Source organism: Thioalkalivibrio sp. ALE25, from assembly GCF_000377285.1.
Lineage (GTDB): Bacteria > Pseudomonadota > Gammaproteobacteria > Ectothiorhodospirales > Ectothiorhodospiraceae > Thioalkalivibrio.
Window position 1 is genome coordinate 218,031 of record NZ_KB897927.1, and the last position, 20,859, is coordinate 238,889.

Below are 20,859 nucleotides of genomic sequence, written 5' to 3' on the forward strand. Positions count from 1 at the left end.
GCACTGGGGGCGTTGAGGTGGGTCTGGCTTTGGCAGGGGCTTCGCCTGCAAGCAGGCTCCTACCGGAGTGGGATGCCGTCTTGTAGGAGCCGCCTTGGCGGCGAAGCCCCGCCCGCGCCGGAGCGCCGCAGCCGGGTTCCTTCCCGGGCTCTTTGCTTTACCCGCTTCTCCCGCGCGTCGGGTGCCGGAGGCGTCAGAATCGACGAACGGTCAGGCCCATCGATGAAGCCGCGTCTGCCAGCACGTTGTCTGCGGTGGCGATGACTGGAACCTCGTGATGCCGCGCGGTTGCGATGTGCAGTGCGTCCAGTGTCCGCAGTGGGTGTTCGGGGTAGCGGGTGATCAGGTTGGTCGCTTCCTCGAAGAGTGAATCATCGAAGGGATAGAGCTGTAACGAGGCACTGGAGATGTCGTCCTGGAAGGTGGCGAAGATGATCGTTTCCAGCTCCTGCGGCAGTTCGCCCATACGCCGGCGCCGTGCGAGCAGGGACCGCAGTTCCGTGGCCACCAGCCGACTGATGATGGCGACGTCGACTTTTTGCAGGTAGTCGACAAAGGCCTCGGAGCCCGGTTCGTTCAGGTACCACTTGGCCAAGGCACTGGTGTCGAGGTAGCACCGTTCATCCGCGCTCATCGCGCTCTTCCCTGAGGAGGGTCTCCGAGGGAATCAGTTGCGCGGTGCGTTGGCGAAGCTCGTGGTGGTCGGGACGCTGACGCCCGCGACGCACGGGGAGGACGCGTGCAATGGGTTTTCCGTGACGGGTGATGGTAATTTCGCCGGACGCCTGTACGATTTCGTCCAGGTGCCCAATGGAGGCCCGCATCTCGCGGACGTTGAGCTCTTTCATGGCGCCCCTCAGGTGTGCTTCATTTTCTGATATTGAAGCACGAGGCTGTACGTCCGGCAATGACGGGGGCCCATTGGGGCACGCAATGGCGCTTACTTCACCCGCTTCTCCAGCATGTTCTGCATGCGGATCAGGCGTTCCTGCAGCTTGGCGGTTTCCTGCTGGATCTCGTGGATCTCCGCGTGCAGCGCCTGGTTCTCCTCGTGCACGCTGTCGTGGATCATCTGCTGTTCGATCTCCATGGCGCGATCATGCATGCGCTGCATGGCGTCCACGATGATCGCGATGAACAGGTTCAGCACGGTGAACGTGGCGATCAGGATGAACGGCACGAAGAATATCCAGGCCCAGGGGTAGACCTCCATCACCGGGCGGGCGATGTCCTCGGACCAGCCCTCCAGCGTCATCACCTGGAACAGGCTGTACATGGTGGCGCCGAGGGTGCCGAACTTCTGCGGAAAGGATTCGCTGAACAATCCGGTGGCGATGATCGCGAACACGTAGAAGATCAGTAGCAGCAGCCCGATGATGGAGACGATGCCGGGGATGGCCCGCAGCAGCGCCTCCACGATGAAGCGCAGCTTGGGCACCATGGACACCAGGCGCAGCAGACGCAGCACGCGCAGCACCGAGAACGGTCCGGAGGCGGGGATCAGCGCGATCCCCACCACAAAAAAGTCGAACACATTCCACGGGTTGCGCCAGAAAGCCAGGCGGTAGACGAACAGCTTGGCCAGCACCTCGGCGGTGAAGAGCGACAGGATGATCGCGTCCGCGGCCAGGATGACCGGCCCCATCCAGCCCATCACGGTATCCGAGGTCTCGAGCCCCAGGGTCAGGGCGTTCAGCAGGATCAGGCCGATGATGAAGCGCTGGGTCAGCCGGGCCTCGATGAAGCCTTCCAGGCGCGTGCGCAGCGTGGGGGTCTCGCTCATGGTGTCGGGGGTCGTCGCAGTGCTCGGGGAGGCGCAAGAGTAGGGTAAAGGCCGCATTCCGGCAATCGCGCCCGCTAGGGAAACACTGATTAATGCACCCGCTCGCGTTGGCACCCCAGGTTTTCCGAGACAAGGCGCGTCGCGCAGCGGGTAGCGGTTCTACCCGCAAGCGGCGCAACGCAGGATCGGGGAACCTGGGGTGCCAACCCCCACAAGCTAGTGAAAGACGGGGCTCGGCCGCCCGTTGTTGATCAAAAACGGGCGCGCGCACGGCGTTGCGGTTCCCTTGTGCAGAATGACTGCACGGCAGTCACCGCGCCTTGTTCGCACGCAAAAGCGACTCGAGCGCGAGCGCGTGCATTAATCAGTGTTTCCCCAGGAGCCTGTGTCTCTGCCCCGCGCGTGGTAAAACGCGTGGACCGATGGACCCTGGCTGCAACCGTGAGGAGACGATGAATGTGGGACGAGCGCTACGCGGCGGATGAGTACGTCTATGGCACCGAGCCGAATGATTTCCTGCGTACCGCGGTGGCCAACGTGCCACCTGGGAAGGCCCTGTGCCTGGGCGAGGGAGAAGGCCGCAACGCCGTCTTCCTGGCGCAGCAGGGCTTCGAGGTGCTGGCGGTGGACAGCTCCGCCGTTGGCCTGCAGAAGGCCCAGCGCCTGGCAGAGGACCGCGGCGTACAGATTGACACCCTGGTGGCGGATCTCGCGGATTACGCGATCGAGCCGGATTCCTGGGATCTGATTACCTCCATCTTCTGCCATGTGCCGCCGCCGATCCGGCGTCGTCTGCATGCCGGGGTGGTTGCCGGGCTGCGACCCGGCGGGGTGTTCATCCTCGAGGCCTACACCCCGGCGCAGCTGGAATGGGGGACGGGCGGGCCGCCTACGGCCGAACTGATGATGACGCGGGACGCGCTGGTCGAGGAGCTGGACGGGCTCGAATTCGAGGAAGCCGTGGAGCGCGAACGCGACGTGCTCGAGGGGCAGTTCCACACTGGGCGCGGTGCCGTCGTGCAGATCCTGGGGCATAAGCCAAGGCAGGACTGGGGATAGGCCCCGGGGCGCGCGGCCGGTTCAGGCGGGCCGGGGCGGGACGGCGATGCCCGCCTCGCGCAGCCACTCGCCCAGGGTGATCAGCGGCAGGCCGACCAGCGCGGTCGGGTCGTCGCCTTGCATGCGCGCGAACAGGCTGATACCCAGCCCTTCCGACTTGAAGCTGCCGGCGCAGTCCAGCGGCTGCTCGAGTGCCACGTAGTGGTGGATCTCCTCCGGGGTCAGTTCGCGGAAGGTCACGGTAAACGGGACTTCGCCGGTCCGCGCCTGGCCGGTGGCGGTGTCCAGCAGGCAAAGGCCCGTGTGGAAGGTCACCGTCTTGCCCGACAGGGCCGCGAGCTGAGCCTCCGCGCGGCCCGTGTCGCCCGGCTTGCCGAGGATGCTGTCGGCGTGGCTGGCGTTCTGGTCGGAGCCGATCACCAGGTGGTCGGGATAGGCATCGGCCACGGCGCGGGCCTTGGCCTCGGCGAGGCGGGTCACCATGGCGTCGGGGCGCTCGTGAGGCCGGGGGGTCTCGTCCACCTTCGGGCGGGCGGTCTCGAACGGAAGGCGCAGGCGCCCGAGCAGTTCGGCGCGGTAGGGCGAGGTGGAGGCGAGGACCAGTTTGCGCGCGGTCTCAGTCATCGGCGTGGTCGATCTCGATCAGCGCATCGTCGGGATTGGCGGCCGCCCCCTTGGCGACGTTCACCGCAGTGACGGTGCCGGACACGGGGGCGGCGATCTCGGATTCCATCTTCATGGCCTCCAGCACCAGCACCGGCTGCCCGGCCTCCACGCGGTCGCCCTCGGCCACCAGGACGTCGATGATGGTACCGGGCATCGACGTGGTGACGTCGCCGGGGCGGGTCGCGCGCCGCGACTTCTTGCGGCTTCCACCCCCGCTCGGCGCGGCATGGCCACTGGCGGTCTCGATGGTATCCAGGGTCTCGATCTGGACCTCTTCCGGCATGCCGTCGACCGTCACGTACATCGGACGGGTGTCCTCCCGATGGTGGCCGGATCCGGTTACCTGGATGTGGTAGGTCTCGCCGTGGAAGGTCACGTTGAACTCCACTGGGGCCGGGCAGCCCGCCTGGGTGTTCTCCGGGAGGTTCAGCGGTTCCGGCTCGAGCGCGCCGTCGTGGCGTTGTTGCAGGAACTGGCGCCCCACCTCGGGGAACAGGGCGAAGGTCAGCACGTCCTCCGGCCCGCGGGCCAGTTCGCCGATCTCGGCGGCCAGCGAGTCCATCTCCGGGGCCAGGAGGTCGGCCGGGCGGCTGTCGATGACCTCGGCATTGCCGATGGCCTGTTGCCGCACCACGGCGTTGATGGGGCCCGGTGCACGGCCGTAGTGCCCGGTCAGGTACTGCTTCACCTCGTTGGTGATGGTCTTGTAGCGCTCGCCGGCCAGCACGTTCATCACCGCCTGCGTCCCGACGATCTGCGAGGTGGGCGTCACCAGGGGCGGGTAGCCGAGGTCTTCGCGCACCCGGGGGATCTCTTCCAGTACCGCGTCGAAGCGGTCCAGCGCGTTCTGGTCGCGCAACTGGTTGGCCAGGTTGGAGATCATCCCGCCGGGCACCTGGTTGACCTGGACGCGGGTGTCGATGCCGGTGTATTCGCTCTCGAAGCGCTGGTATTTCTTGCGCACCTCGTGGAAGTACATCCCGATCCGCTGCAGCGCGACGAGGTCCAGCCCGGTGTCGTGCTCGGTGCCGGCCAGCGCGGCGACCATGCTCTCGGTCGGCGGGTGGCTGGTACCGCCGGCGAAGGCGGAGATCGCGGTCTCGATATGCCGGCAACCGGCCTCGATGGCCTGCCAGTGGCACAGCTCGGACAGACCGGAGGTGGCGTGGGCATGCAGGTGGACCGGCACGTCCAGGGCCTCCACCAGCTCGGTGACCAGCTCACGGGTGGCGGTTGGCGTGAGCAGCCCGGCCATGTCCTTGATCGCGATGCTCTGCGCGCCCATGGCGACCAGCTCGCGTCCCAGGGCGACGAATTGTGTGGCCGAATGTACCGGGCCAGTGGTGTAGCAAAGTGTGCCCTGGGCATGGCCTCCGGCCTCGCGGGTGGCCTCGATCGCGGTGCGCAGGTTCCGGGCGTCGTTCATCGCGTCGAAGATGCGGATGATGTCGATGCCGCCGGCGACCGAGCGCTCGACGAAGGCGCGGACCACGTCGTCGGCGTAATGGCGGTAGCCCAGCAGGTTCTGGCCGCGCAGCAGCATCTGTAGCGGGGTGTTCGGCAGCGCGGCCTTCAGCTGATGCAGGCGCTCCCAGGGGTCTTCCTTCAAGAAGCGCACGCAGGCATCGAAGGTCGCGCCGCCCCAGACCTCCAGCGAGTGGAAACCAATGGCGTCCATCTGCTCGCAGATCGGCAGCATGTCCTCGGTGCGCATGCGCGTGGCGATCAGGCTCTGGTGGCCATCGCGCAGGGTGACATCGGTGATGTGAACTCGATCCATGGTCATTCCGGTGTCCGTGCGGCGGGCTGCGGTCTACAACCCGTGGTGAGCGGCGAGGGCGGCCGCGACGGCCACCGCGAGCTGGCGATCGGAACGCTTGCCGGGGAAGTGCGTGAGCTCGGGGTGCGCCGCGACAAATCCGGTGTCGAAGTGGCCACTGCGGAACACCGGATGGTCGACGATGGCCAGGTGGAAGGGGATGGTCGTCTTGACGCCGAATACGCCCATATCGCGTAGCGCACGGTTGGAGCGTGCCAGCAGGTCATCCCACTCCAGGGCCCAGCAGATCAGCTTGGCGCACATCGAGTCGTAATGCGGCGGGATGGTGTAGCCCGTGTAGATCGCCCCGTCGGTGCGCACGCCCGGTCCTCCCGGGGCGAAGTAGCGGGTGATGCGGCCGAAGCTCGGCAGGAAGTCGTTCTTCGGATCCTCCGCGTTGATGCGGAACTCCATCGCGTAGCCGCGCCGGGTGATGTCGGACTGGGCATAGCGCAGGGGTTCGCCGGCGGCGATGCGCAGTTGCTCCTGCACGATGTCCACCCCGGTGATCATCTCGGTTACCGGATGTTCTACCTGAAGACGGGTGTTCATCTCCATGAAATAAAAAGAATCGTCCGAGTCCATCAGGAACTCGACGGTCCCCGCGTTCTGATAGCCGACGGCCTTCGCGGCCCGCACGGCGAGCTCGCCCAGATGGTCGCGCTGGGCGTCGGTCAACTGCGGCGAGGGCGCGATCTCCACCAGCTTCTGGTGGCGCCGCTGGACCGAGCAGTCGCGCTCGAACAGGTGGATCGCCTGGCCGTGGGTATCGCCCAGGATCTGCACCTCGATATGCCGCGGATTGACCACGGCCTTCTCCAGGAAGATCTCGGTGCTGCCAAAGGCGCGGGTGGCCTCCGAGCGCACGCGTTCGAAGTTGTGCTCCAGGGCGCGCGCATCCTCGCACAGGCGGATCCCGCGTCCGCCGCCGCCGGAGGTGGCCTTCAGCATGACCGGGTAGCCGATGCGCTCGGCGACCTCGAGCGCGGCCGCGACGTCCTCCAGGTTGCCCTCGGAGCCGGGCGTGACCGGCACACCGGCCTCGATCATCGCCCGGCGCGCGGCGACCTTGTCGCCCATGCGGCGGATGACCGAGGCGTCCGGGCCGACCCAGATCAGGTCGCGCGCGGCGCAGGCGGCGGCGAAGTCGGGGTTCTCCGAGAGGAAGCCATAGCCCGGGTGGATGGCGTCGCAGCAGGCGGCGCGCGCGACGCTGATCAGCCGGTGAATACTGAGATATCCGCCCATGGAGTCGGGACCGATGGCATAGGCCTCGTCCGCCTTCTTTACGTGCAGGGCGTGGCGGTCGGCGTCCGTGTACACGGCGACCGAGATGATGCCCAGTTCGCTGCAGGCCCGGATCAGGCGCACGGCGATCTCGCCCCGGTTGGCAATGAGCAGCTTGCGAATCAAACGGAAGGCCCCGGACAGGTCGATGACTTCTCGAGTATCGACGTCGTTCGGGGTGGCTGCAAGTTTCTGTTTCCCTTTGACAGATCGCCCGCGCGCGCGTATATTCCGCGCCCTCGTTCCGGGGAGGCCCGAACGGTTTTCCCAAGAGTTTGTTATGAGTCGTATCCCCGTCTCTCTGGACCCGTGGCAACCGCGTGCCCGGCACCTCGAATTCGAGGGCGACCTGCGTCCCGAAGACCTGCCGCGACTGCGCGCCGACGCGTTGCCGGGACACCCGCTGCGGGTGCACGCGAAGTTCCTGCTGGAACGCGGGACACTGGACGAGATGCGTCTGAGCGGGGTGATCAGCGGCGAGCTGTGGCAGACCTGCCAGCGCTGCCTGCAGCCGCTGGCGTGGGAATTCCGTCTGGAGGCGGATGCGGTGCTGCTGCCGCCGGAGGGCACGCCGGCCGGCATGAGCGAGGACGACGATTTTGTCGAACTCGAGGCCGACGGCCTGCTGCGCCCCGCGGCATGGATCGAGGAAGAGATCCTGCTGGCGTGGCCGCTGGTGCCGCGCCACGCGGATTGCGAGCCGGCGGCGGCGCCCGAGTTCACCGAAGGCGAACGCGGCGAGAACCCGTTTGCCGTGCTGGAACAACTGAAAAAGGGGGGCGGCCCGGACCGGGACGACCCGTGAAGCGAACGCGGTCGGGGCATTGCCCCCGCCGAACCGTTATACTTGCGCCCGTTTTGATACCGGGCTCACTCCCGTCGCCACGGGAATCTGATCAATCTGGAGATGCATCATGGCTGTTCAGCAACGCCGCAAGACCCGTTCCAAGCGTGACATGCGCCGCTCTCATGACGGGCTGACGGGCGCCACCCTGTCCACCGATCCGACGACCGGCGAGATCCATCGTCGTCACCACGTGACCCCCGATGGCTTCTATCGCGGTCGCCAGGTGATCCAGCAGGACGTCGAAGTCGACGAAGACGAAGATTAAGGTCCGGGTAATGACTGTCCCGGGGCCACGGTTGCGTTTGCACCGTGGCCTTTCCGCGTTTGAATCCGGCTCTGTCCCGGCCGGTCGTCGGACTCGAGCATGACTGCCAGCTTCACCATCGCACTGGACGTGATGGGCGGTGACCACGGCGCCCCCGTCGTACTGCCAGCGGCGCGTCGCGCACTCAAGGTGGCGGACGACTTCCGCCTGCTGCTGGTGGGCGACCAGGACACCATCGAATCGGGCCTCTCCGGCTGGTCCGCTGCCGAACGCGAGCGCGTCGAGATCGTGCACGCCAGTCAGGTCGTGGGCATGGAGGAACTGCCGGCGGTGGCGTTGCGCACCAAACGCGACTCCTCCATGCGCGTGGCCATCGACCAGGTCAAGAACGGCGCGGCCCAGGCCTGTGTCTCCGCCGGCAACACCGGTGGGCTGATGGCCACTGCCCGCTATGTGCTGAAGACCCTTCCCGGTATCGACCGCCCGGCCATTGCCACGGCATTGCCGTCGATGGAAGGGCACACCCACATGCTCGATCTGGGCGCGAACGTGGATGTCGAGGCCGCGCATCTGTACCAGTTCGCGGTGATGGGCTCGGTGCTGGCGAACGCCGTGGACGGCCTGGAGGCCCCGCGCGTGGGGCTGCTCAACATCGGCTCCGAGGCGATCAAGGGCAACGACCGGGTGCGCGAGGCCGGGCGCATGCTGGAGGCATCCAGTCTCAATTACATCGGCTTTGTCGAGGGCAACGACGTCTACTGCGGCGATGTGGACGTGGTCGTCTGCGACGGGTTCGTCGGCAATGTCGCGCTGAAGGTTAGCGAGGGCGTCGCCAAGATGATCTCCTCGAACATGAAGGCCGAATTCCGCGCCTCGCTGTATTCACGTCTGGCTGGACTGTTCGCCCTGCCGGTGCTGCGCCGCCTGCGCCATCGCTTCGATCACCGTCGCTACAACGGGGCCTCGCTGCTGGGCCTGCAGGGCGTGGTCATCAAGAGCCACGGCAGTGCCGACGAACTCGCCTTCGAGCACGCGATCCGCATCGCCCGCATCGAAGCGGAGGCGAACATCTCGCGGCGGATCGACAAGCAGCTGGGCCAGCTCCTCGGGCAGGAGAACAGCGAGTGAAGCATGCACGTATCAGCGGCACCGGCAGCTACCTGCCCGAGCGCATCCTGACCAATGCCGAACTGGAGGCGATGGTCGACACCTCGGATGCCTGGATCCGCGAACGCACTGGCATCCGCGAGCGCCACATCGTGGCGGAGAACGAGGTCACCTCGGACCTGGCGCTGAAGGCCGCGGAACGGGCGCTGGATGCCGCCGGCATTCGGGCCGCCGATCTCGACCTGATCCTGGTGGCGACCACGACTCCCGACCAGATCTTCCCCAGCACGGCGTGCATCCTGCAGGCCAAGCTGGGCGTGGGCGGCTGCCCGGCGTTCGACATCCAGGCGGTGTGCAGCGGTTTTGTGTACGCGCTGGCGACCGCCGACCGCTTCATGCAGAGCGACGAGATCCGGCATGTGCTGGTGGTCGGGGCCGAGACGCTTTCGCGCATCACCGACTATACCGACCGCGGCAATTGCATCCTGTGGGGCGATGGCGCGGGGGCTGTGGTCCTGTCGCGCTCCCCCGACCCGGGCATTATCTCTACCCACCTGCATGCCGACGGCCATCACAAGGGCTTGCTGGAGGTCCCGGGTGGCGTCTCCCAGCCGAATGACAATCCCGATCTGGAATTCATCCGCATGGAGGGCCGCGCGGTCTTCCGGGTCGCGGTGAACACACTGGACCAGATCGTTGACGAGACCCTGGAATACAACGGCATCGACAAGTCCGAACTGGACTGGCTGGTGCCGCATCAGGCGAATATCCGCATCATCCAGGCGACCGCGAAGAAGCTGAACATGTCCATGGACAACGTGGTGGTCACGGTGGACCGCCACGGCAATACCTCGGCCGCCTCGATCCCGCTGGCGCTGGACACCGCCGTACGCGATGGCCGCATCAAGCGGGGCGACCTGATCCTGACCGAGGCCTTCGGCGGCGGCTTCACCTGGGGTTCCGCGCTGATCCGGATGTAGCGCACGCATTAGGCTTGGGCGGGGGCTTCGCCTGCAGGCAGGCTCCCACAGGATTCATGCGGCGGTTCGCCGCAAGACGGGAGTCGACGACATGGGGCGCGAGATCGAACGCAAGTTCCTGCTGGCCAGTGATGCCTGGCGCGAAGGCGTGGTGCGCTCGCAGTACATGCGCCAGGGCTACCTGTGTGGCAACGATCGCGCCTCCATCCGCGTGCGGGTGGACGAGGAGGGGGCCAACCTCAACATCAAGAGCGCGACCCTCGGCGTGGAGCGCGACGAATACCAGTACGACATCCCGGTGGACGAGGCGCATCGCCTGCTGGATACCCTTGCCGGACCGCAGGTGGAAAAGACCCGGTACTGGGTGGACGTCCAGGGCTGGGAGTACGAGATCGACGTGTTCGAAGGCGCCAACGCCGGGCTGATCGTCGCGGAACTGGAGCTCCCGAGCAGCGATGCCGAGTTCCCGCGTCCCGAGTGGCTGGGCGACGAGGTCTCGCACGACCCGCGCTACTACAATACCGAGCTGGCGCGGAACCCCTACCGCGAGTGGCCGGATGCCTCCTGAACCGGGCGCGATCTTTCGCGCGGACTGCCGCGCCTGTCCGCGCCTGGCGGCCTTCCTCGAGGAGGTTCGCGACAAGCATGCCGACTATCATGCCGCCCCGGTGCCCTCGTTCGGGCCGTTGGATGCGCGGCTGCTGATCGTCGGCCTGGCGCCCGGGATGCATGGCGCCAATGCCACCGGGCGCCCGTTCACCGGCGACTACGCGGGCGTCCTGCTGTACGAGACGCTGCACGAGCACGGCTTCGCCAGCGCGCCGGAGAGTACCAGGGCGGACGATGGCCTGGAGCTGATCGACTGCCGCATCACTAACGCGGTCAAATGCCTGCCGCCGCAGAACAAGCCCACCACGGAGGAAATCCGTACCTGTAACGGCTTCCTCGCGGCCGAGATGACGGCCATGCAGCCGCGGGTGATCCTGGCGCTGGGCAAGATCGCGCACGATGCCATCCTCCGGGCCAAGGGCCTGCCGCTGTCCAGCCTGCGCTTTGGCCACGGTGCCGAGCACGAACTGGACGCGAAGACCCGCCTGATCGACTCCTACCACTGCTCGCGCTACAACACGCAGACCCGTCGCCTGACCCCGGCGATGTTCAGCGAGCTGTTCGCTCGTATCCGCAGCCACCTCGGTTAGCCTTCCGGCCCGGAAGGTCTGCCCGGTGCCCTCAGGGCCTGTGTCCGGGGTGGCCACCCGGATCGCCACGCGCCTGCGGCGCTCGCGATGACGCTGTGCTTCCCCTGTCATTGCGAGGCCCCGCAGGGTCGGTGGCAATCGGTCAGTTTACGGGCAGGGCCGAGCTCCCCGCCTACGGGCAATGGAAATGGCGGCAGAAATGCGCCCGGATCTCATCAACGGTTTGTGCGTCGAGCTTCGCGTATTGACGAGTGATCAGACGGCTACTAAGCGTGAAGATCTTGTCGTAGCGAACCCAGCTGGTCTTGGGAAGTGAACCCTCCAACAACATGTTCGGGTTCACTTCTATTGCATGAGTCTGGTTTGGCGACGATGTGACGGCGAGCGCAGCGAAATCGCCGAATCGATCGATCGCGGAAAGGACAAGGACAGGCCGGCGTTTTCGAGTGGTCAGGTCCGAAAAGGGAAAGGGGATGGCAACGATAGCTCCCGGCTCAGCGGTCATCCCAGACCTCGTCCTCGGGGTTTTCCCAGATCGATCCGAGAGCAGTTTCCTGGGCTTTCTTGATGTCTTCGCCGGGCGTGTCACTCAATCCGTGCTTGGATTCCAGATAACCAATGAAATCCAGCACTTCGCGCGAAAGGGGTTCGGGCAGGCGCTTAACCTCTTCATAGATCTGATCGGCGATGTCCATGGTTCGACCCTCTTGGTGCGCCGCCTCGGCTGGCGGAGTGACATTGGAGATTGGCTTGAAGGATATCCCGAACAGGATCGGTCGCGCACGAGGCCTATGCCGGGCGAGGGGGCAGTTCCGGTATCCTGATGCGATCATGAGTACCCCCGAGACCGGATTCGATCACAAGGCCTTTCTGCAGTCGCTGACGCAGTCCCCCGGCGTGTACCAGATGCTGGATGCGTCGGGGGCGGTGCTGTATGTCGGCAAGGCGCGCAACCTGAAGAGTCGGGTGGCGAGCTATTTCCGTGGCAGCGATGACCGCGGCCCGCGCATCCGCTCGATGGTGCGGCAGATCGCGGATATCCGTGTGGCGGTGACGCACACCGAGGCCGAGGCCCTGCTGCTGGAGGCCAACCTGATCAAGCGCCACCGGCCGCGCTATAACGTGCTGCTGCGGGACGACAAGAGCTACCCCTACATCTACGTCTCCAACCAGGAGTACCCGCGGCTGGGGTTCCACCGTGGTGCGCGCAAGAAGGGCGTTCGCTACTTCGGGCCGTACCCCTCGGCCGGAGCCGTGCGCGAGAGCCTGGCGCTGCTGCAGAAGCTGTTCCAGGTGCGCCAGTGCGAGGACAGCGTGTTCGCGCATCGTTCCCGCCCCTGCCTGCAGTACCAGATCGGGCGCTGCACCGCCCCCTGTGTCGGCTACATCGAGCCGGAGGACTACGCCCGCGACGTGGAGGCCTCGGTCAAGTTCCTCGAGGGCAAGAGCGAGGCGGTGGTCGCGGAATTGATGGAGCGCATGGAGGCGGCCTCCGCGCGCCTGGATTTCGAGCACGCGGCGCGCCTGCGCGACCAGATCGCGCGGTTGCGCCAGATCTCCGAGCAGCAGTTCGTCTCCGGCGGCGAGGGCGATGCCGACGTATTCGCGCTGGCGCAGGAGGCGGGGGCCTGCGCGGTGGAGATCTTCTTCGTGCGCAATGGCCAGAATCTCGGCAACAGCGAGCTGTTCCCCAACGTGCCCGAGGCCACGGATACGGACGAGATCATGGCCGCGGTGCTGGCGCAGTACTACGCGGAACGCGAGCCTCCGGCGCGCATCCTGCTTTCGCACGAGCCGCAGGGTGCGGAGGCACTGGAGGCCTTTCTGGCGGAACGTCGTGGCGGGAAGGTCGCGCTGGCGTGGTCGCTGCGCGGCGAGCGGGCCCGCTGGCTGGACATGGCGCGGCGCAACGCCGAGCTGGCGCTGAAGACCCGCATCGCCAGCCAGGCCGGGCAGACCGCGCGGCTGGATGCCCTGACCGCCGAGCTGGGGCTGGAGGAGGCACCCCGGCGCATGGAGTGCTTCGATATCTCGCACACCGGGGGCGAGGGCACCGTGGCCTCCTGCGTGGTGTTCGGGCCGGAGGGGCCGATCAAGTCGGACTACCGCCGCTTCAATATCGAGGGGATCGAGCCGGGCGACGACTATGCGGCCATGCATCAGGCGCTCAGCCGGCGTTTCGCGCGGCTGAAGAAGGGCGAGGGCCAGGAACCGGATATCCTGTTCATCGATGGCGGCAAGGGCCAAGTGACGCAGGCGCTGAATGTGCTGGCGGATCTTGGGCTGGACCACATCAAGGTGGTGGGCGTGGCCAAGGGCGAGGAGCGCAAGCCGGGGATGGAAACCCTGATATTGAGCGGGGTAGAGGCGCCCTCTATACTCCCCGCGCATTCCGGCGCGCTGCATCTGATCCAGCAGATCCGCGACGAGGCCCATCGGTTTGCGATCACCGGACACCGCGCCCGCCGCGCGAAGGCGCGCAAGGAATCGACCCTGGAGGCCATTCCGGGGCTGGGGCCGAAGCGGCGCAGCGCGCTGCTGAAGCACTTCGGCGGACTGCGGGGCGTCAGCCGGGCCGGGGTCGAGGAGCTGACCAAGGTGCCGGGGATCCATCGACGCCTCGCGCAGTCGATCTACGACCAGTTTCACGAGAGTTAAGGAAACACTGATTAATGTGCACGCTCGCGTTGGCACCTCAGGTTTTCCGAGACAAGGCGCGGTGCGCAGCCGGTAGTGGTTCTACCGGCAAGCGTCGCAACGCAGGATCGGGGAACCTGGGGTGCCAACCCCGAAGGGGCTCCGGCGTTGCGGTTTGCTTGTGCAGAATGACTGCACGGTGGTCACTGCGCATTAGACGCACGCAAAAGCGACTCGAGCGCGAGCGTGCACATTAATCAGTGTTTCCTTAAGCTACTGCCATGTTCCCCCAACTGCCCACCTGGCTGACCTGGTCGCGGATCGTAATGATCCCCTTGCTGGTAGCCGTGTTCTATGGCCTGGCGATGCCCCTGGGCGGCGTCCTCGCCGCCATCATCTTCGCCCTGGCGGGGCTGACCGACTGGCTGGATGGCTATCTGGCCCGGCGCTGGAAGGTGACCAGCCGGTTCGGCGCCTTCCTGGACCCGGTCGCGGACAAGCTGATCGTGGCCGCGGCGCTGGTGCTGGTGGTCGATCACAACCCGGGGCTGGGCCTGGCACTGGCCGCGATCGTGATCATCGGGCGCGAGATCGCGATCTCCGCGCTGCGCGAGTGGATGGCGGAGATTGGCGGCAGCGCCAAGGTGGCGGTGTCCTGGGTGGGCAAGGTGAAGACCACGGCCCAGATGGTCGCGATCTTCCTGTTGCTCTGGGCGGAGCCGATCGCCGGGCTCCCCACCTTCGTGATCGGCGAATGGCTGTTGTATCTTGCCGCGGCGCTCACGCTGGTCTCGATGATCCAGTACATGCTGGCTGCCGCGCGAAGCAACTGACGCGCGGCGCGATCCCTTCTCATCGGTGGCCCCGACACCACGGGACAGGCCGCGCCCACCGGGCGATACGGTGCGTTCCGCTGCGCCGGGGTTTGGCGATACACTGCGATGATCGACCACGTGTCGCCCGCGGGAGCGCCCATGCCTGGCCCCCAGCTAGACCTCGACAACATCCAGACGCTGGAGGCGCTTCAGGGGCTGCTTCCCGGCTTCGTCTACCAGCTGCGCAGGGGGCCGGACGGGCGTTTGTCCTATCCCTACGTTGGCGAGCTGGCGGAGCACTGGTTCGGCGTGGACCGGGAGTCACTGAAGGTTGACGGCGCGCCGCTACTGGAATGCATCCATCCGGACGACCGCGAGCGAGTGGTGCGATCCACGATAGCCACCGAGGAACATGGGGCGCACGCGAGCATGGAGTTCCGCATGCGGTGTCGCGGGGGCGGCGAGATGTGGCTGTCCGCCTACGACACCGCACGGCGCCTCGACGATGGCTCCGTGGTCTGGACCGGCTTTGCCACCGAGGTGACCGAGCGCAAGCAACTGGAGGCTTCGCTGCGTCAGAGCGAGGCGAAGTTTCGCGCCTTCGTGGAGACGGCCAGCGACGTCATCTACTCGCTACGCCCCGATGGCGTGCTGAGCTACGTATCGCCCAACTGGACCGAAAACCTGGGGTACCCGATCAGCGATGCCATCGACCACGCCATTGATGAGTACGTCGCGCCGGAGGATCTTCCGGCCTGCTACGCCTTTCTCGAGGGAATCGCCCGTACGGGGCAGAAAGCCTCGGGCATCGAGTATCGAATCCGTCATCAGGATGGGCATTACCGCTGGCACACTAGCAACGTGTCGCCGGTGCTGGACGAGGAGGGTCGCGTGACGGAGTTCCTCGGTATTGCGCGTGACATCACTGATCGCAAGGTAACCGAGGAGCAGATGCAGAGACTGGCTCATTACGACCCGCTCACGGACTTGCCAAATCGCACTCTTTTTTACCAGATCCTTGATCACGAACTGACAGGGGCTCGCCGCGGCGGGCAGCCGGTAGCCCTGATGTTCGTCGACCTCGACGAATTCAAGCCGGTGAATGATCAGTATGGCCACGCGGTTGGGGATCTCCTGTTGCGTGCGGTGGCTCAGCGTCTGGCGGGTGCGATACGCGAAAGCGACGTGGCTGCGCGCATTGCGGGGGACGAGTTCGTGGTGATGCTGCCGCGCTTCCAGTCGGCGCAGGAGAGCCGGGCACAGGCCGCCGTGATTGGCGAGAAGATTCGGGCGGCCCTGGCCGAACCGTTCGACTGCGACGGCGTCGAGGTGCGGATCTCCTGCAGCATCGGGATTGCGCTGTTTCCGCTGGATGCGGCCGACGGACCGGGCTTGTCGCGGGCAGCGGATGCCGCGATGTATGTCGCGAAGAATGCCGGACGCAACCAGGTGGTGGTGTTTGACCGCGCGGTGCATGGCGCCGGGGCGATCGGCTACCGCGGGTATTGACCTGCCGGGAATCTGCGGTAGAATACGCGCCGATAACGAAGAGCGGGAATAGCTCAGCTGGTAGAGCACAACCTTGCCAAGGTTGGGGTCGCGAGTTCGAATCTCGTTTCCCGCTCCAACAGATTCCTGAAACCCCGGTTCCGCCGGGGTTTTCTGTTTCGGCCCGCGCAGATGCCCGTGCGTTCGCGGACCGGAACCCACCCGATACAGGCTGGGTGGCAGAGTGGTTATGCAGCGGACTGCAAATCCGTGTACGCCGGTTCGATTCCGACCCCAGCCTCCATCATTGCAGTAGCTGCAAAAGGCCGCCCCCGGGCGGCCTTTTGCGTGGTCGGGATTGTCCCGCGTGATGACGCCCGGCATGCTCGGGGCACCCCGGGGCGTGCGCGAGGGTCGGCCCGGGAGCCATTCATCAGCGGCGGTCCGTCCGCCCGATCGGGGATCAGGCGATGGACGATCCATCCAGCGGCGGTGCTCATGCCGAAGCGGCACAACTGCAGGCCCGCAAGCGCCTCGTATACCTGGTGGCGCTGGCGGGCGGGGTGGCGATCTTCCTGCTGAGCTGGTCGATCCGCGGCCCTGACGATCCCTTTCTGACCTACCTCTATCCACTATTCGCCGGACTGCTGGCCGGTCTGTGGCTAGCCCTGTGGCGTCGTCCCGGCTGGCTCATGCGGCTGGAACCCTGGATGCTGGGACTGGTCGCCGCGATCGTCCTCGCGCGGCTGGGCTGGCATTTTCATGCCGGGGGATCCCTGGACGACCGCCTTCTGGTCCTGGCTGGTGGCCATTACTGGGCGGTGGGGATTGTGATCCTCGCGGCGTTCGTGATGCTGGATCACCGCGCGGGTCTGCGCGCTGGGCTGGCTATCCTGATCGTTGCGTCGCTCATCGCGCTCGCCGGGGTAATCGGGGAGGCCCTGGACGGTACGCTTGCCACCGAGACGGCGGTCTATCTGTTGCGGGTGCACCTGTTCCTCGGTGTGCTGCTGGTGCTGGCCAGTATTGCCACCTCGATGCGTGACACGGTGAAGGATGCCCTGGTCCGGTCCGAGGCCATGGCGCGGGCCGCGCGCACCGACCCCCTGACCGGACTTGCGAATCGCCGGGCCGCGGAGGCCTTTCTGGACCGCCAGGCCGCGGCCGTGGCGCGTTACGGGCATCCCGTCGCGGTGATCGGCATGGATATCGACCACTTCAAGGCCGTGAACGACGCGCATGGTCACGCCTGTGGCGATGCCGTGATCGAGGGTGTGGCGCGTCGACTGGAGGCCAACCTGCGCGAGCCGGACTTCGTCGCCCGCTGGGGCGGGGAGGAGTTCCTGATCGTGGCGCCGGAGACCTCAGCACACGAGGCGCAGCAGCTGGCCGAGCGCTGCCGGGCGGCCCTGGCTTCCGAGCCGATTGCGGGAGTACCGGTCACCGGTTCGTTCGGGATCACGGTATTCCGCGCGGGGGATACGCTGGACGATGTGCTGGGGCGCGCGGACAACCTGATGTACGCGGCCAAGGCAGCCGGCCGGGATCGCGTGCTGGTGGAATAGGCGCGACTCCGGTGCCGGCGCGCAGCAGGATCAAAGCCGTGGCACTATGCTGGAGGCTATACCGCCCAGGGAGTTCGATTAACGTGTCGGACGAGTATGCAATGCCTCCGGGCGCCGGTCTGACTCGATCCCGTAAACCGGCGCAATGTCGTAGGCCATGGACGGCCCTCGTGGGGGCGGCGGCCGCGTGCTTGCTCGCAATGCTGCCGGCCGGGCAGGCGTTCGCCGAGGCGGAACTGCGGGTAGGCGTGTACGACAACGCGCCCAAGGTCAGCGTGGACGCGCAGGGCGAGGCCGGTGGTCTGTTCGTGCACCTGCTGGACTCCATTGCCCGACGCGAACACTGGCAGATCGAGTATATCCCCTGCGAGTGGGCTCAGTGCCTGCTGGATCTGCGCCAGGGCCGGCTGGACCTGATGCCGGACGTGGCCCTGACCGAGATGCGCGACGAGTTTCTCGACTTTCACCAGATCCCGGTCGTGCAGGGCTGGAGCCAGGTGTACGCCTTCCCGCAATCCGGCTTCAGCAGCCTGGAAGCGCTTGGCTCGCGGCGGCTCGCCGTACTGGAAGGCTCCGTGCAGGAAAGCCATCTGCGACAGGAGCAGATGCGCGATCCGGACCTCGAGTACGAACTGGTCACCTTCACCAGCCTGCCGGCGGTCCTCGCGGCGGTTGGGGAAGGCGAGGCTGTCGCGGCGGTCAGCAACAACTTCTACGGTCGCCAGCATGCCAGGGCCTTCGGCCTGGTGGAGACCCCCATCACCTTCGGCCAGGTGGGCCTTTATTACGCGGCCACGCCGGAGCGGCATGGCGAGTACCTGGCCGTGATCGACGCCTATCTGGAGCAATGGAAGCCCCTGGCGGATTCGCCCTACCAGCGGGCCCTTGCCGAGACCCTGCTGGCGGATGATTCGCCCGGGTTGCCGGGCTGGGTCCGCTGGGCGTTGTTTTCCGCGCTGGGCCTGGTGCTGCTCCTGGCGGTCGCGGGACTGCTGTTGCGCTGGCAGGTGCGTCTACGTACCCGGGAGCTGGCGGCCGCCAACCAGCGGCTGGAGCATGTGATCGACAGCGGCCCGACGGTGATCTATCAGCTCGCCTCCTCGGATCTCACGCCACAGTGGGTGAGTCCCAACATTCAGCGTCTGTTCGGGGTTGATCCGGCTGCCGCGCTGCGCCCCGGCTGGTGGGAACAGCAACTGCACCCCGAGGATCGGGTCGGTGCCCTGCAGGAGAATCAGCGGCTGCTGACCGACGGCGAGGTGGTGCGCGAATTCCGGCTGTTTGATGGCTGGGGCAAGCTGCGCCACGTGCGCGACGAGATGCGGCTGGTCCCCGGCGCGAGCGGTCGGGGCGAGCAGGAAATCGTCGGCGCCTGGACCGATCTGACCGACAGCATCGAGCAGAAGGAGCAGCTGCGCCAGATCTCGCACTTCGATACCCGTACCGGGCTGCCGAACCGAACGCTGCTGCAGGATCGCCTCGGGCACACGGTGGAGCGCGCGATGGCCGATGGCGAGGCGCGCTGGGTGGTGCTGCTGGACCTCGACCGCTTCCGCAACGTCAACGAGACCCTGGGGACCTCGGCGGGCGATACCGTCTTGCAGGGGATCGCGCAACGCCTGGGCCAGACGCTGACACCCCAGGACACCATCGCGCGCGTCGGCGCGGACGAATTCTGCCTGATTGTGGAGACCCCGGAACACGACGGTCTGGAAGCCTTCATGCAGACCCTGCTGGATACCCTGCGCGCCCCCTTCGAGACCTCGGGGCGCAGCCTGGTTCTCACCGTGAGCGCGGGGGTGGCCTGCTTCCCGGGCGACGGCCAGACCCGGGAGGAGCTGCTGACCGCGGCCGAACTGGCCATGCAGGCGGCGCGGGCCCGTGGCGGTGACGGCTGGTGCGCTTACACCCCGGAGATGGGCGCCCTGACGGAGCACCGACTGTTTCTGGAAAACGACCTGCGCCAGGCCATCGCCAACGAGGAATTCGTGCTCCACTTCCAGCCCCAGTTCGACCTCGCCAGTGGCGAGTGTGTGGGGGTGGAGAGCCTGGTCCGCTGGAACCATCCGCGCCGCGGCATGGTATCCCCCGCGGAGTTCATCCCGCTGGCGGAGGAGACGGGGCTGATCGTATCGATCGACCGCTGGGTGCTGGAAGCGGCCTGTCGCCAGCTCGCCATCTGGGACACGGCGGGCCGACACATCCCCATGATGGCCGTGAACCTCTCGGCACGCGAGCTCCATGACGAGGCGCTGGTTGCGACCGTGCGCGAGACCCTCGAGCGCCACGGCATCGCCCCGGAACGTCTCGAGGTAGAACTGACCGAAACCATGATCATGGAAGACCCGGAACGGGCCCTGGCGATCCTGCGCCGCCTGGACAGCCTGGGGGTCCGACTGGCCATGGACGACTTCGGCTCCGGCTACTCCAACCTGGCGCACCTGCGCCGCCTGCCGCTGCATCGCCTGAAGGTCGACCAGTCCCTGGTGCGCGACATCGGCCACTCTCGCCACAACGAATCCATCATCCGCGCCATCATCGCACTGGCCGCCGCCCTGGAACTGGACCTGATCGCCGAAGGCGTGGAGGAAGAACCCCAGCGCAGCTTCCTGCTGCGCGAAGGCTGCGCCACCGGCCAGGGCTACCTCCTCGGCCGACCCGCCCCCGCCAACCAATTGTTCCAGACCTGACGCGCGGACTGCGCATCGAGCCACACGCTTCACCTGGCCCGCCCGACCGAAGCGGCAACGCCACGCCATGTAGGAGCGGCCTCGGCCGCGAAGCCCCTGCCCGCGTGAGCATCACCCCGACCCTCTGGAGCGACCCACGGCCCACGATCGAGAGTAGCTGGACCCTCGTGGGTGGCTGCCGCGATTTCGGCGAAATGGAAAAATATTCCATCAAAAACTACCGCTAAGAGATCGAAATCGACCGCTCATGGAAATGTTCGCCACGCGGCTGGAAATCCACATCGGTTCTGGTAGCTTGTGCCTCGGGGCAAGGAAGCCCCAAAAGGGTCGTCCAGGAAGGGAATCCGGGGCGGCCCTTTCTCGTTCTAGTAGTGTGCTGAGTTGTGTGCAGAAGCTGGCAGGAGGTGAGCGGCCATGGTATTCGGGTTGGTTAGCGACCACCTGAACCCCTCAAGGAGGGCGAGACCATGACCACTCACAAGAGCCAGGCTACTGCGGATCGCACGTCACTGCGAGCGCTTTTGGGGACAGACGAGGAACTGATGCGCACGCTGGTGCGCGAGGCGGTCCAGCAGGTCCTGGAGGCCGAGATGAGCGACCAGCTCCAGGCGGCGCCGGGCGAGCGCACCGAGGGCCGCCTGGGTTACCGGGC

21 protein-coding genes and 2 tRNA genes are annotated in these 20,859 nt (G+C 66.4%); 15 read left to right on the forward strand and 8 right to left on the reverse strand.

The features are described 5' to 3' along the window. Positions 1–193: 193 nt before the first annotated feature. From C996_RS0103930 to C996_RS0103940, 3 genes are all read right to left on the reverse strand, one after another. On the reverse strand, positions 194–634 hold the full coding sequence (locus C996_RS0103930) for a type II toxin-antitoxin system VapC family toxin (RefSeq protein WP_018866166.1): 441 nt from the start codon (positions 632–634) through the stop codon (positions 194–196). Beyond that, positions 621–848, reverse strand: coding sequence for a type II toxin-antitoxin system Phd/YefM family antitoxin (locus tag C996_RS0103935; RefSeq protein WP_017942101.1), 228 nt, complete (start codon positions 846–848; stop codon positions 621–623). Before C996_RS0103935 ends, C996_RS0103930 begins: the two co-directional genes overlap by 14 nt. A gap of 92 nt (positions 849–940) precedes the next feature. After that, complete coding sequence (locus tag C996_RS0103940) at positions 941–1,783, reverse strand: ion transporter (protein WP_018866167.1); 843 nt, start codon at positions 1,781–1,783, stop codon at positions 941–943. Positions 1,784–2,239: 456 nt separating this feature from the next. On the opposite strand from C996_RS0103940, the gene C996_RS0103945 reads away from it, so the two are divergent. Further along, a complete protein-coding gene (locus tag C996_RS0103945; RefSeq protein WP_018866168.1) occupies positions 2,240–2,842 on the forward strand; it encodes a bifunctional 2-polyprenyl-6-hydroxyphenol methylase/3-demethylubiquinol 3-O-methyltransferase UbiG in 603 nt (200 codons plus the stop codon). Between the two features lie 21 nt (positions 2,843–2,863). Here C996_RS0103945 and C996_RS0103950 read toward each other — a convergent pair whose 3' ends face one another. The 3 genes from C996_RS0103950 to C996_RS0103960 are packed head-to-tail and all read right to left on the reverse strand — an operon-like array spanning position 2,864 to position 6,740. Next, positions 2,864–3,466: a nucleoside triphosphate pyrophosphatase gene (locus tag C996_RS0103950; RefSeq protein ID WP_018866169.1), complete on the reverse strand. Its 603-nt coding sequence runs from the start codon at positions 3,464–3,466 to the stop codon at positions 2,864–2,866. Beyond that, a complete protein-coding gene (oadA, locus tag C996_RS0103955; protein WP_026279192.1) occupies positions 3,459–5,288 on the reverse strand; it encodes a sodium-extruding oxaloacetate decarboxylase subunit alpha in 1,830 nt (609 codons plus the stop codon). Before oadA ends, C996_RS0103950 begins: the two co-directional genes overlap by 8 nt. Before the next feature lie 33 nt (positions 5,289–5,321). After that, complete coding sequence (locus C996_RS0103960) at positions 5,322–6,740, reverse strand: acetyl-CoA carboxylase biotin carboxylase subunit (RefSeq protein ID WP_018866171.1); 1,419 nt, start codon at positions 6,738–6,740, stop codon at positions 5,322–5,324. 154 nt (positions 6,741–6,894) lie between these two features. Here C996_RS0103960 and C996_RS0103965 point away from each other — a divergent pair, with 154 nt between their 5' ends. The 6 genes from C996_RS0103965 (at position 6,895) to C996_RS0103990 (ending at position 11,012) form a co-directional block, all read left to right on the forward strand. Next, complete coding sequence (locus tag C996_RS0103965; protein ID WP_018866172.1) at positions 6,895–7,419, forward strand: DUF177 domain-containing protein; 525 nt, start codon at positions 6,895–6,897, stop codon at positions 7,417–7,419. 109 nt (positions 7,420–7,528) lie between these two features. After that, positions 7,529–7,726, forward strand: a complete 198-nt coding sequence (gene rpmF, locus C996_RS0103970) for a 50S ribosomal protein L32 (protein ID WP_017942094.1) — start codon at positions 7,529–7,531, stop codon at positions 7,724–7,726. Positions 7,727–7,825: 99 nt separating this feature from the next. After that, positions 7,826–8,854: a phosphate acyltransferase PlsX gene (plsX, locus tag C996_RS0103975; RefSeq protein WP_018866173.1), complete on the forward strand. Its 1,029-nt coding sequence runs from the start codon at positions 7,826–7,828 to the stop codon at positions 8,852–8,854. Next, positions 8,851–9,813, forward strand: coding sequence for a beta-ketoacyl-ACP synthase III (locus C996_RS0103980; RefSeq protein WP_018866174.1), 963 nt, complete (start codon positions 8,851–8,853; stop codon positions 9,811–9,813). Before plsX ends, C996_RS0103980 begins: the two co-directional genes overlap by 4 nt. A 91-nt stretch (positions 9,814–9,904) precedes the next feature. After that, positions 9,905–10,381 carry a CYTH domain-containing protein gene (locus C996_RS0103985; RefSeq protein ID WP_018866175.1) on the forward strand — a complete coding sequence of 159 codons (477 nt, stop codon included), beginning with the start codon at positions 9,905–9,907 and terminating at the stop codon, positions 10,379–10,381. After that, a complete protein-coding gene (locus C996_RS0103990) occupies positions 10,371–11,012 on the forward strand; it encodes a uracil-DNA glycosylase (protein ID WP_018866176.1) in 642 nt (213 codons plus the stop codon). Before C996_RS0103985 ends, C996_RS0103990 begins: the two co-directional genes overlap by 11 nt. A 172-nt stretch (positions 11,013–11,184) precedes the next feature. On the opposite strand, the gene C996_RS0103995 is transcribed toward C996_RS0103990, so the two are convergent. Next, entirely contained in the window at positions 11,185–11,517 is a 333-nt protein-coding gene (locus C996_RS0103995) for a type II toxin-antitoxin system PemK/MazF family toxin (RefSeq protein ID WP_026279193.1), read from the reverse strand. Beyond that, entirely contained in the window at positions 11,507–11,707 is a 201-nt protein-coding gene (locus C996_RS0104000) for a DUF2281 domain-containing protein (RefSeq protein ID WP_018866178.1), read from the reverse strand. The genes C996_RS0103995 and C996_RS0104000 overlap by 11 nt, the downstream gene beginning before the upstream one ends. A 136-nt stretch (positions 11,708–11,843) precedes the next feature. Here C996_RS0104000 and uvrC point away from each other — a divergent pair, with 136 nt between their 5' ends. The 8 genes from uvrC to C996_RS14485 form a co-directional block, all read left to right on the forward strand. Continuing rightward, positions 11,844–13,670 carry an excinuclease ABC subunit UvrC gene (gene uvrC, locus C996_RS0104005; RefSeq protein ID WP_018866179.1) on the forward strand — a complete coding sequence of 609 codons (1,827 nt, stop codon included), beginning with the start codon at positions 11,844–11,846 and terminating at the stop codon, positions 13,668–13,670. Between the two features lie 260 nt (positions 13,671–13,930). After that, on the forward strand, positions 13,931–14,482 hold the full coding sequence (gene pgsA / locus C996_RS0104010; protein ID WP_018866180.1) for a CDP-diacylglycerol--glycerol-3-phosphate 3-phosphatidyltransferase: 552 nt from the start codon (positions 13,931–13,933) through the stop codon (positions 14,480–14,482). 141 nt (positions 14,483–14,623) lie between these two features. After that, entirely contained in the window at positions 14,624–15,973 is a 1,350-nt protein-coding gene (locus tag C996_RS0104015; protein ID WP_018866181.1) for a sensor domain-containing diguanylate cyclase, read from the forward strand. A 42-nt stretch (positions 15,974–16,015) separates the two neighbouring features. Next, positions 16,016–16,091 (forward strand) — tRNA-Gly (locus C996_RS0104020). A gap of 91 nt (positions 16,092–16,182) precedes the next feature. Then, positions 16,183–16,256 (forward strand) — tRNA-Cys (locus C996_RS0104025). Positions 16,257–16,422: 166 nt separating this feature from the next. Next, positions 16,423–17,517, forward strand: coding sequence for a diguanylate cyclase (locus C996_RS0104030; RefSeq protein ID WP_018866182.1), 1,095 nt, complete (start codon positions 16,423–16,425; stop codon positions 17,515–17,517). A 200-nt stretch (positions 17,518–17,717) separates the two neighbouring features. Beyond that, complete coding sequence (locus tag C996_RS0104035) at positions 17,718–20,207, forward strand: EAL domain-containing protein (RefSeq protein WP_018866183.1); 2,490 nt, start codon at positions 17,718–17,720, stop codon at positions 20,205–20,207. Positions 20,208–20,674: 467 nt separating this feature from the next. After that, the coding region (locus C996_RS14485) for a transposase (RefSeq protein WP_026279326.1) at positions 20,675–20,859 on the forward strand (185 nt) is incomplete at its 3' end.

Excerpts from the sequence above, each read along its gene's own strand:
- C996_RS0103930 (WP_018866166.1), bottom strand. The coding sequence starts at position 634 with ATGAGCGCGGATGAACGGTGCTACCTCGACACCAGTGCCTTGGCCAAG.
- C996_RS0103935 (WP_017942101.1), bottom strand. The coding sequence starts at position 848 with ATGAAAGAGCTCAACGTCCGCGAGATGCGGGCCTCCATTGGGCACCTG.
- C996_RS0103940 (WP_018866167.1), bottom strand. The coding sequence starts at position 1,783 with ATGAGCGAGACCCCCACGCTGCGCACGCGCCTGGAAGGCTTCATCGAG.
- C996_RS0103945 (WP_018866168.1), top strand. The coding sequence starts at position 2,240 with ATGTGGGACGAGCGCTACGCGGCGGATGAGTACGTCTATGGCACCGAG.
- C996_RS0103950 (WP_018866169.1), bottom strand. The coding sequence starts at position 3,466 with ATGACTGAGACCGCGCGCAAACTGGTCCTCGCCTCCACCTCGCCCTAC.
- oadA (WP_026279192.1), bottom strand. The coding sequence starts at position 5,288 with ATGGATCGAGTTCACATCACCGATGTCACCCTGCGCGATGGCCACCAG.
- C996_RS0103965 (WP_018866172.1), top strand. The coding sequence starts at position 6,895 with ATGAGTCGTATCCCCGTCTCTCTGGACCCGTGGCAACCGCGTGCCCGG.
- rpmF (WP_017942094.1), top strand. The coding sequence starts at position 7,529 with ATGGCTGTTCAGCAACGCCGCAAGACCCGTTCCAAGCGTGACATGCGC.
- plsX (WP_018866173.1), top strand. The coding sequence starts at position 7,826 with ATGACTGCCAGCTTCACCATCGCACTGGACGTGATGGGCGGTGACCAC.
- C996_RS0103985 (WP_018866175.1), top strand. The coding sequence starts at position 9,905 with ATGGGGCGCGAGATCGAACGCAAGTTCCTGCTGGCCAGTGATGCCTGG.
- C996_RS0103990 (WP_018866176.1), top strand. The coding sequence starts at position 10,371 with ATGCCTCCTGAACCGGGCGCGATCTTTCGCGCGGACTGCCGCGCCTGT.
- C996_RS0103995 (WP_026279193.1), bottom strand. The coding sequence starts at position 11,517 with ATGACCGCTGAGCCGGGAGCTATCGTTGCCATCCCCTTTCCCTTTTCG.
- C996_RS0104000 (WP_018866178.1), bottom strand. The coding sequence starts at position 11,707 with ATGGACATCGCCGATCAGATCTATGAAGAGGTTAAGCGCCTGCCCGAA.
- uvrC (WP_018866179.1), top strand. The coding sequence starts at position 11,844 with ATGAGTACCCCCGAGACCGGATTCGATCACAAGGCCTTTCTGCAGTCG.
- pgsA (WP_018866180.1), top strand. The coding sequence starts at position 13,931 with ATGTTCCCCCAACTGCCCACCTGGCTGACCTGGTCGCGGATCGTAATG.
- C996_RS0104015 (WP_018866181.1), top strand. The coding sequence starts at position 14,624 with ATGCCTGGCCCCCAGCTAGACCTCGACAACATCCAGACGCTGGAGGCG.
- C996_RS0104030 (WP_018866182.1), top strand. The coding sequence starts at position 16,423 with ATGGACGATCCATCCAGCGGCGGTGCTCATGCCGAAGCGGCACAACTG.
- C996_RS0104035 (WP_018866183.1), top strand. The coding sequence starts at position 17,718 with ATGCTGCCGGCCGGGCAGGCGTTCGCCGAGGCGGAACTGCGGGTAGGC.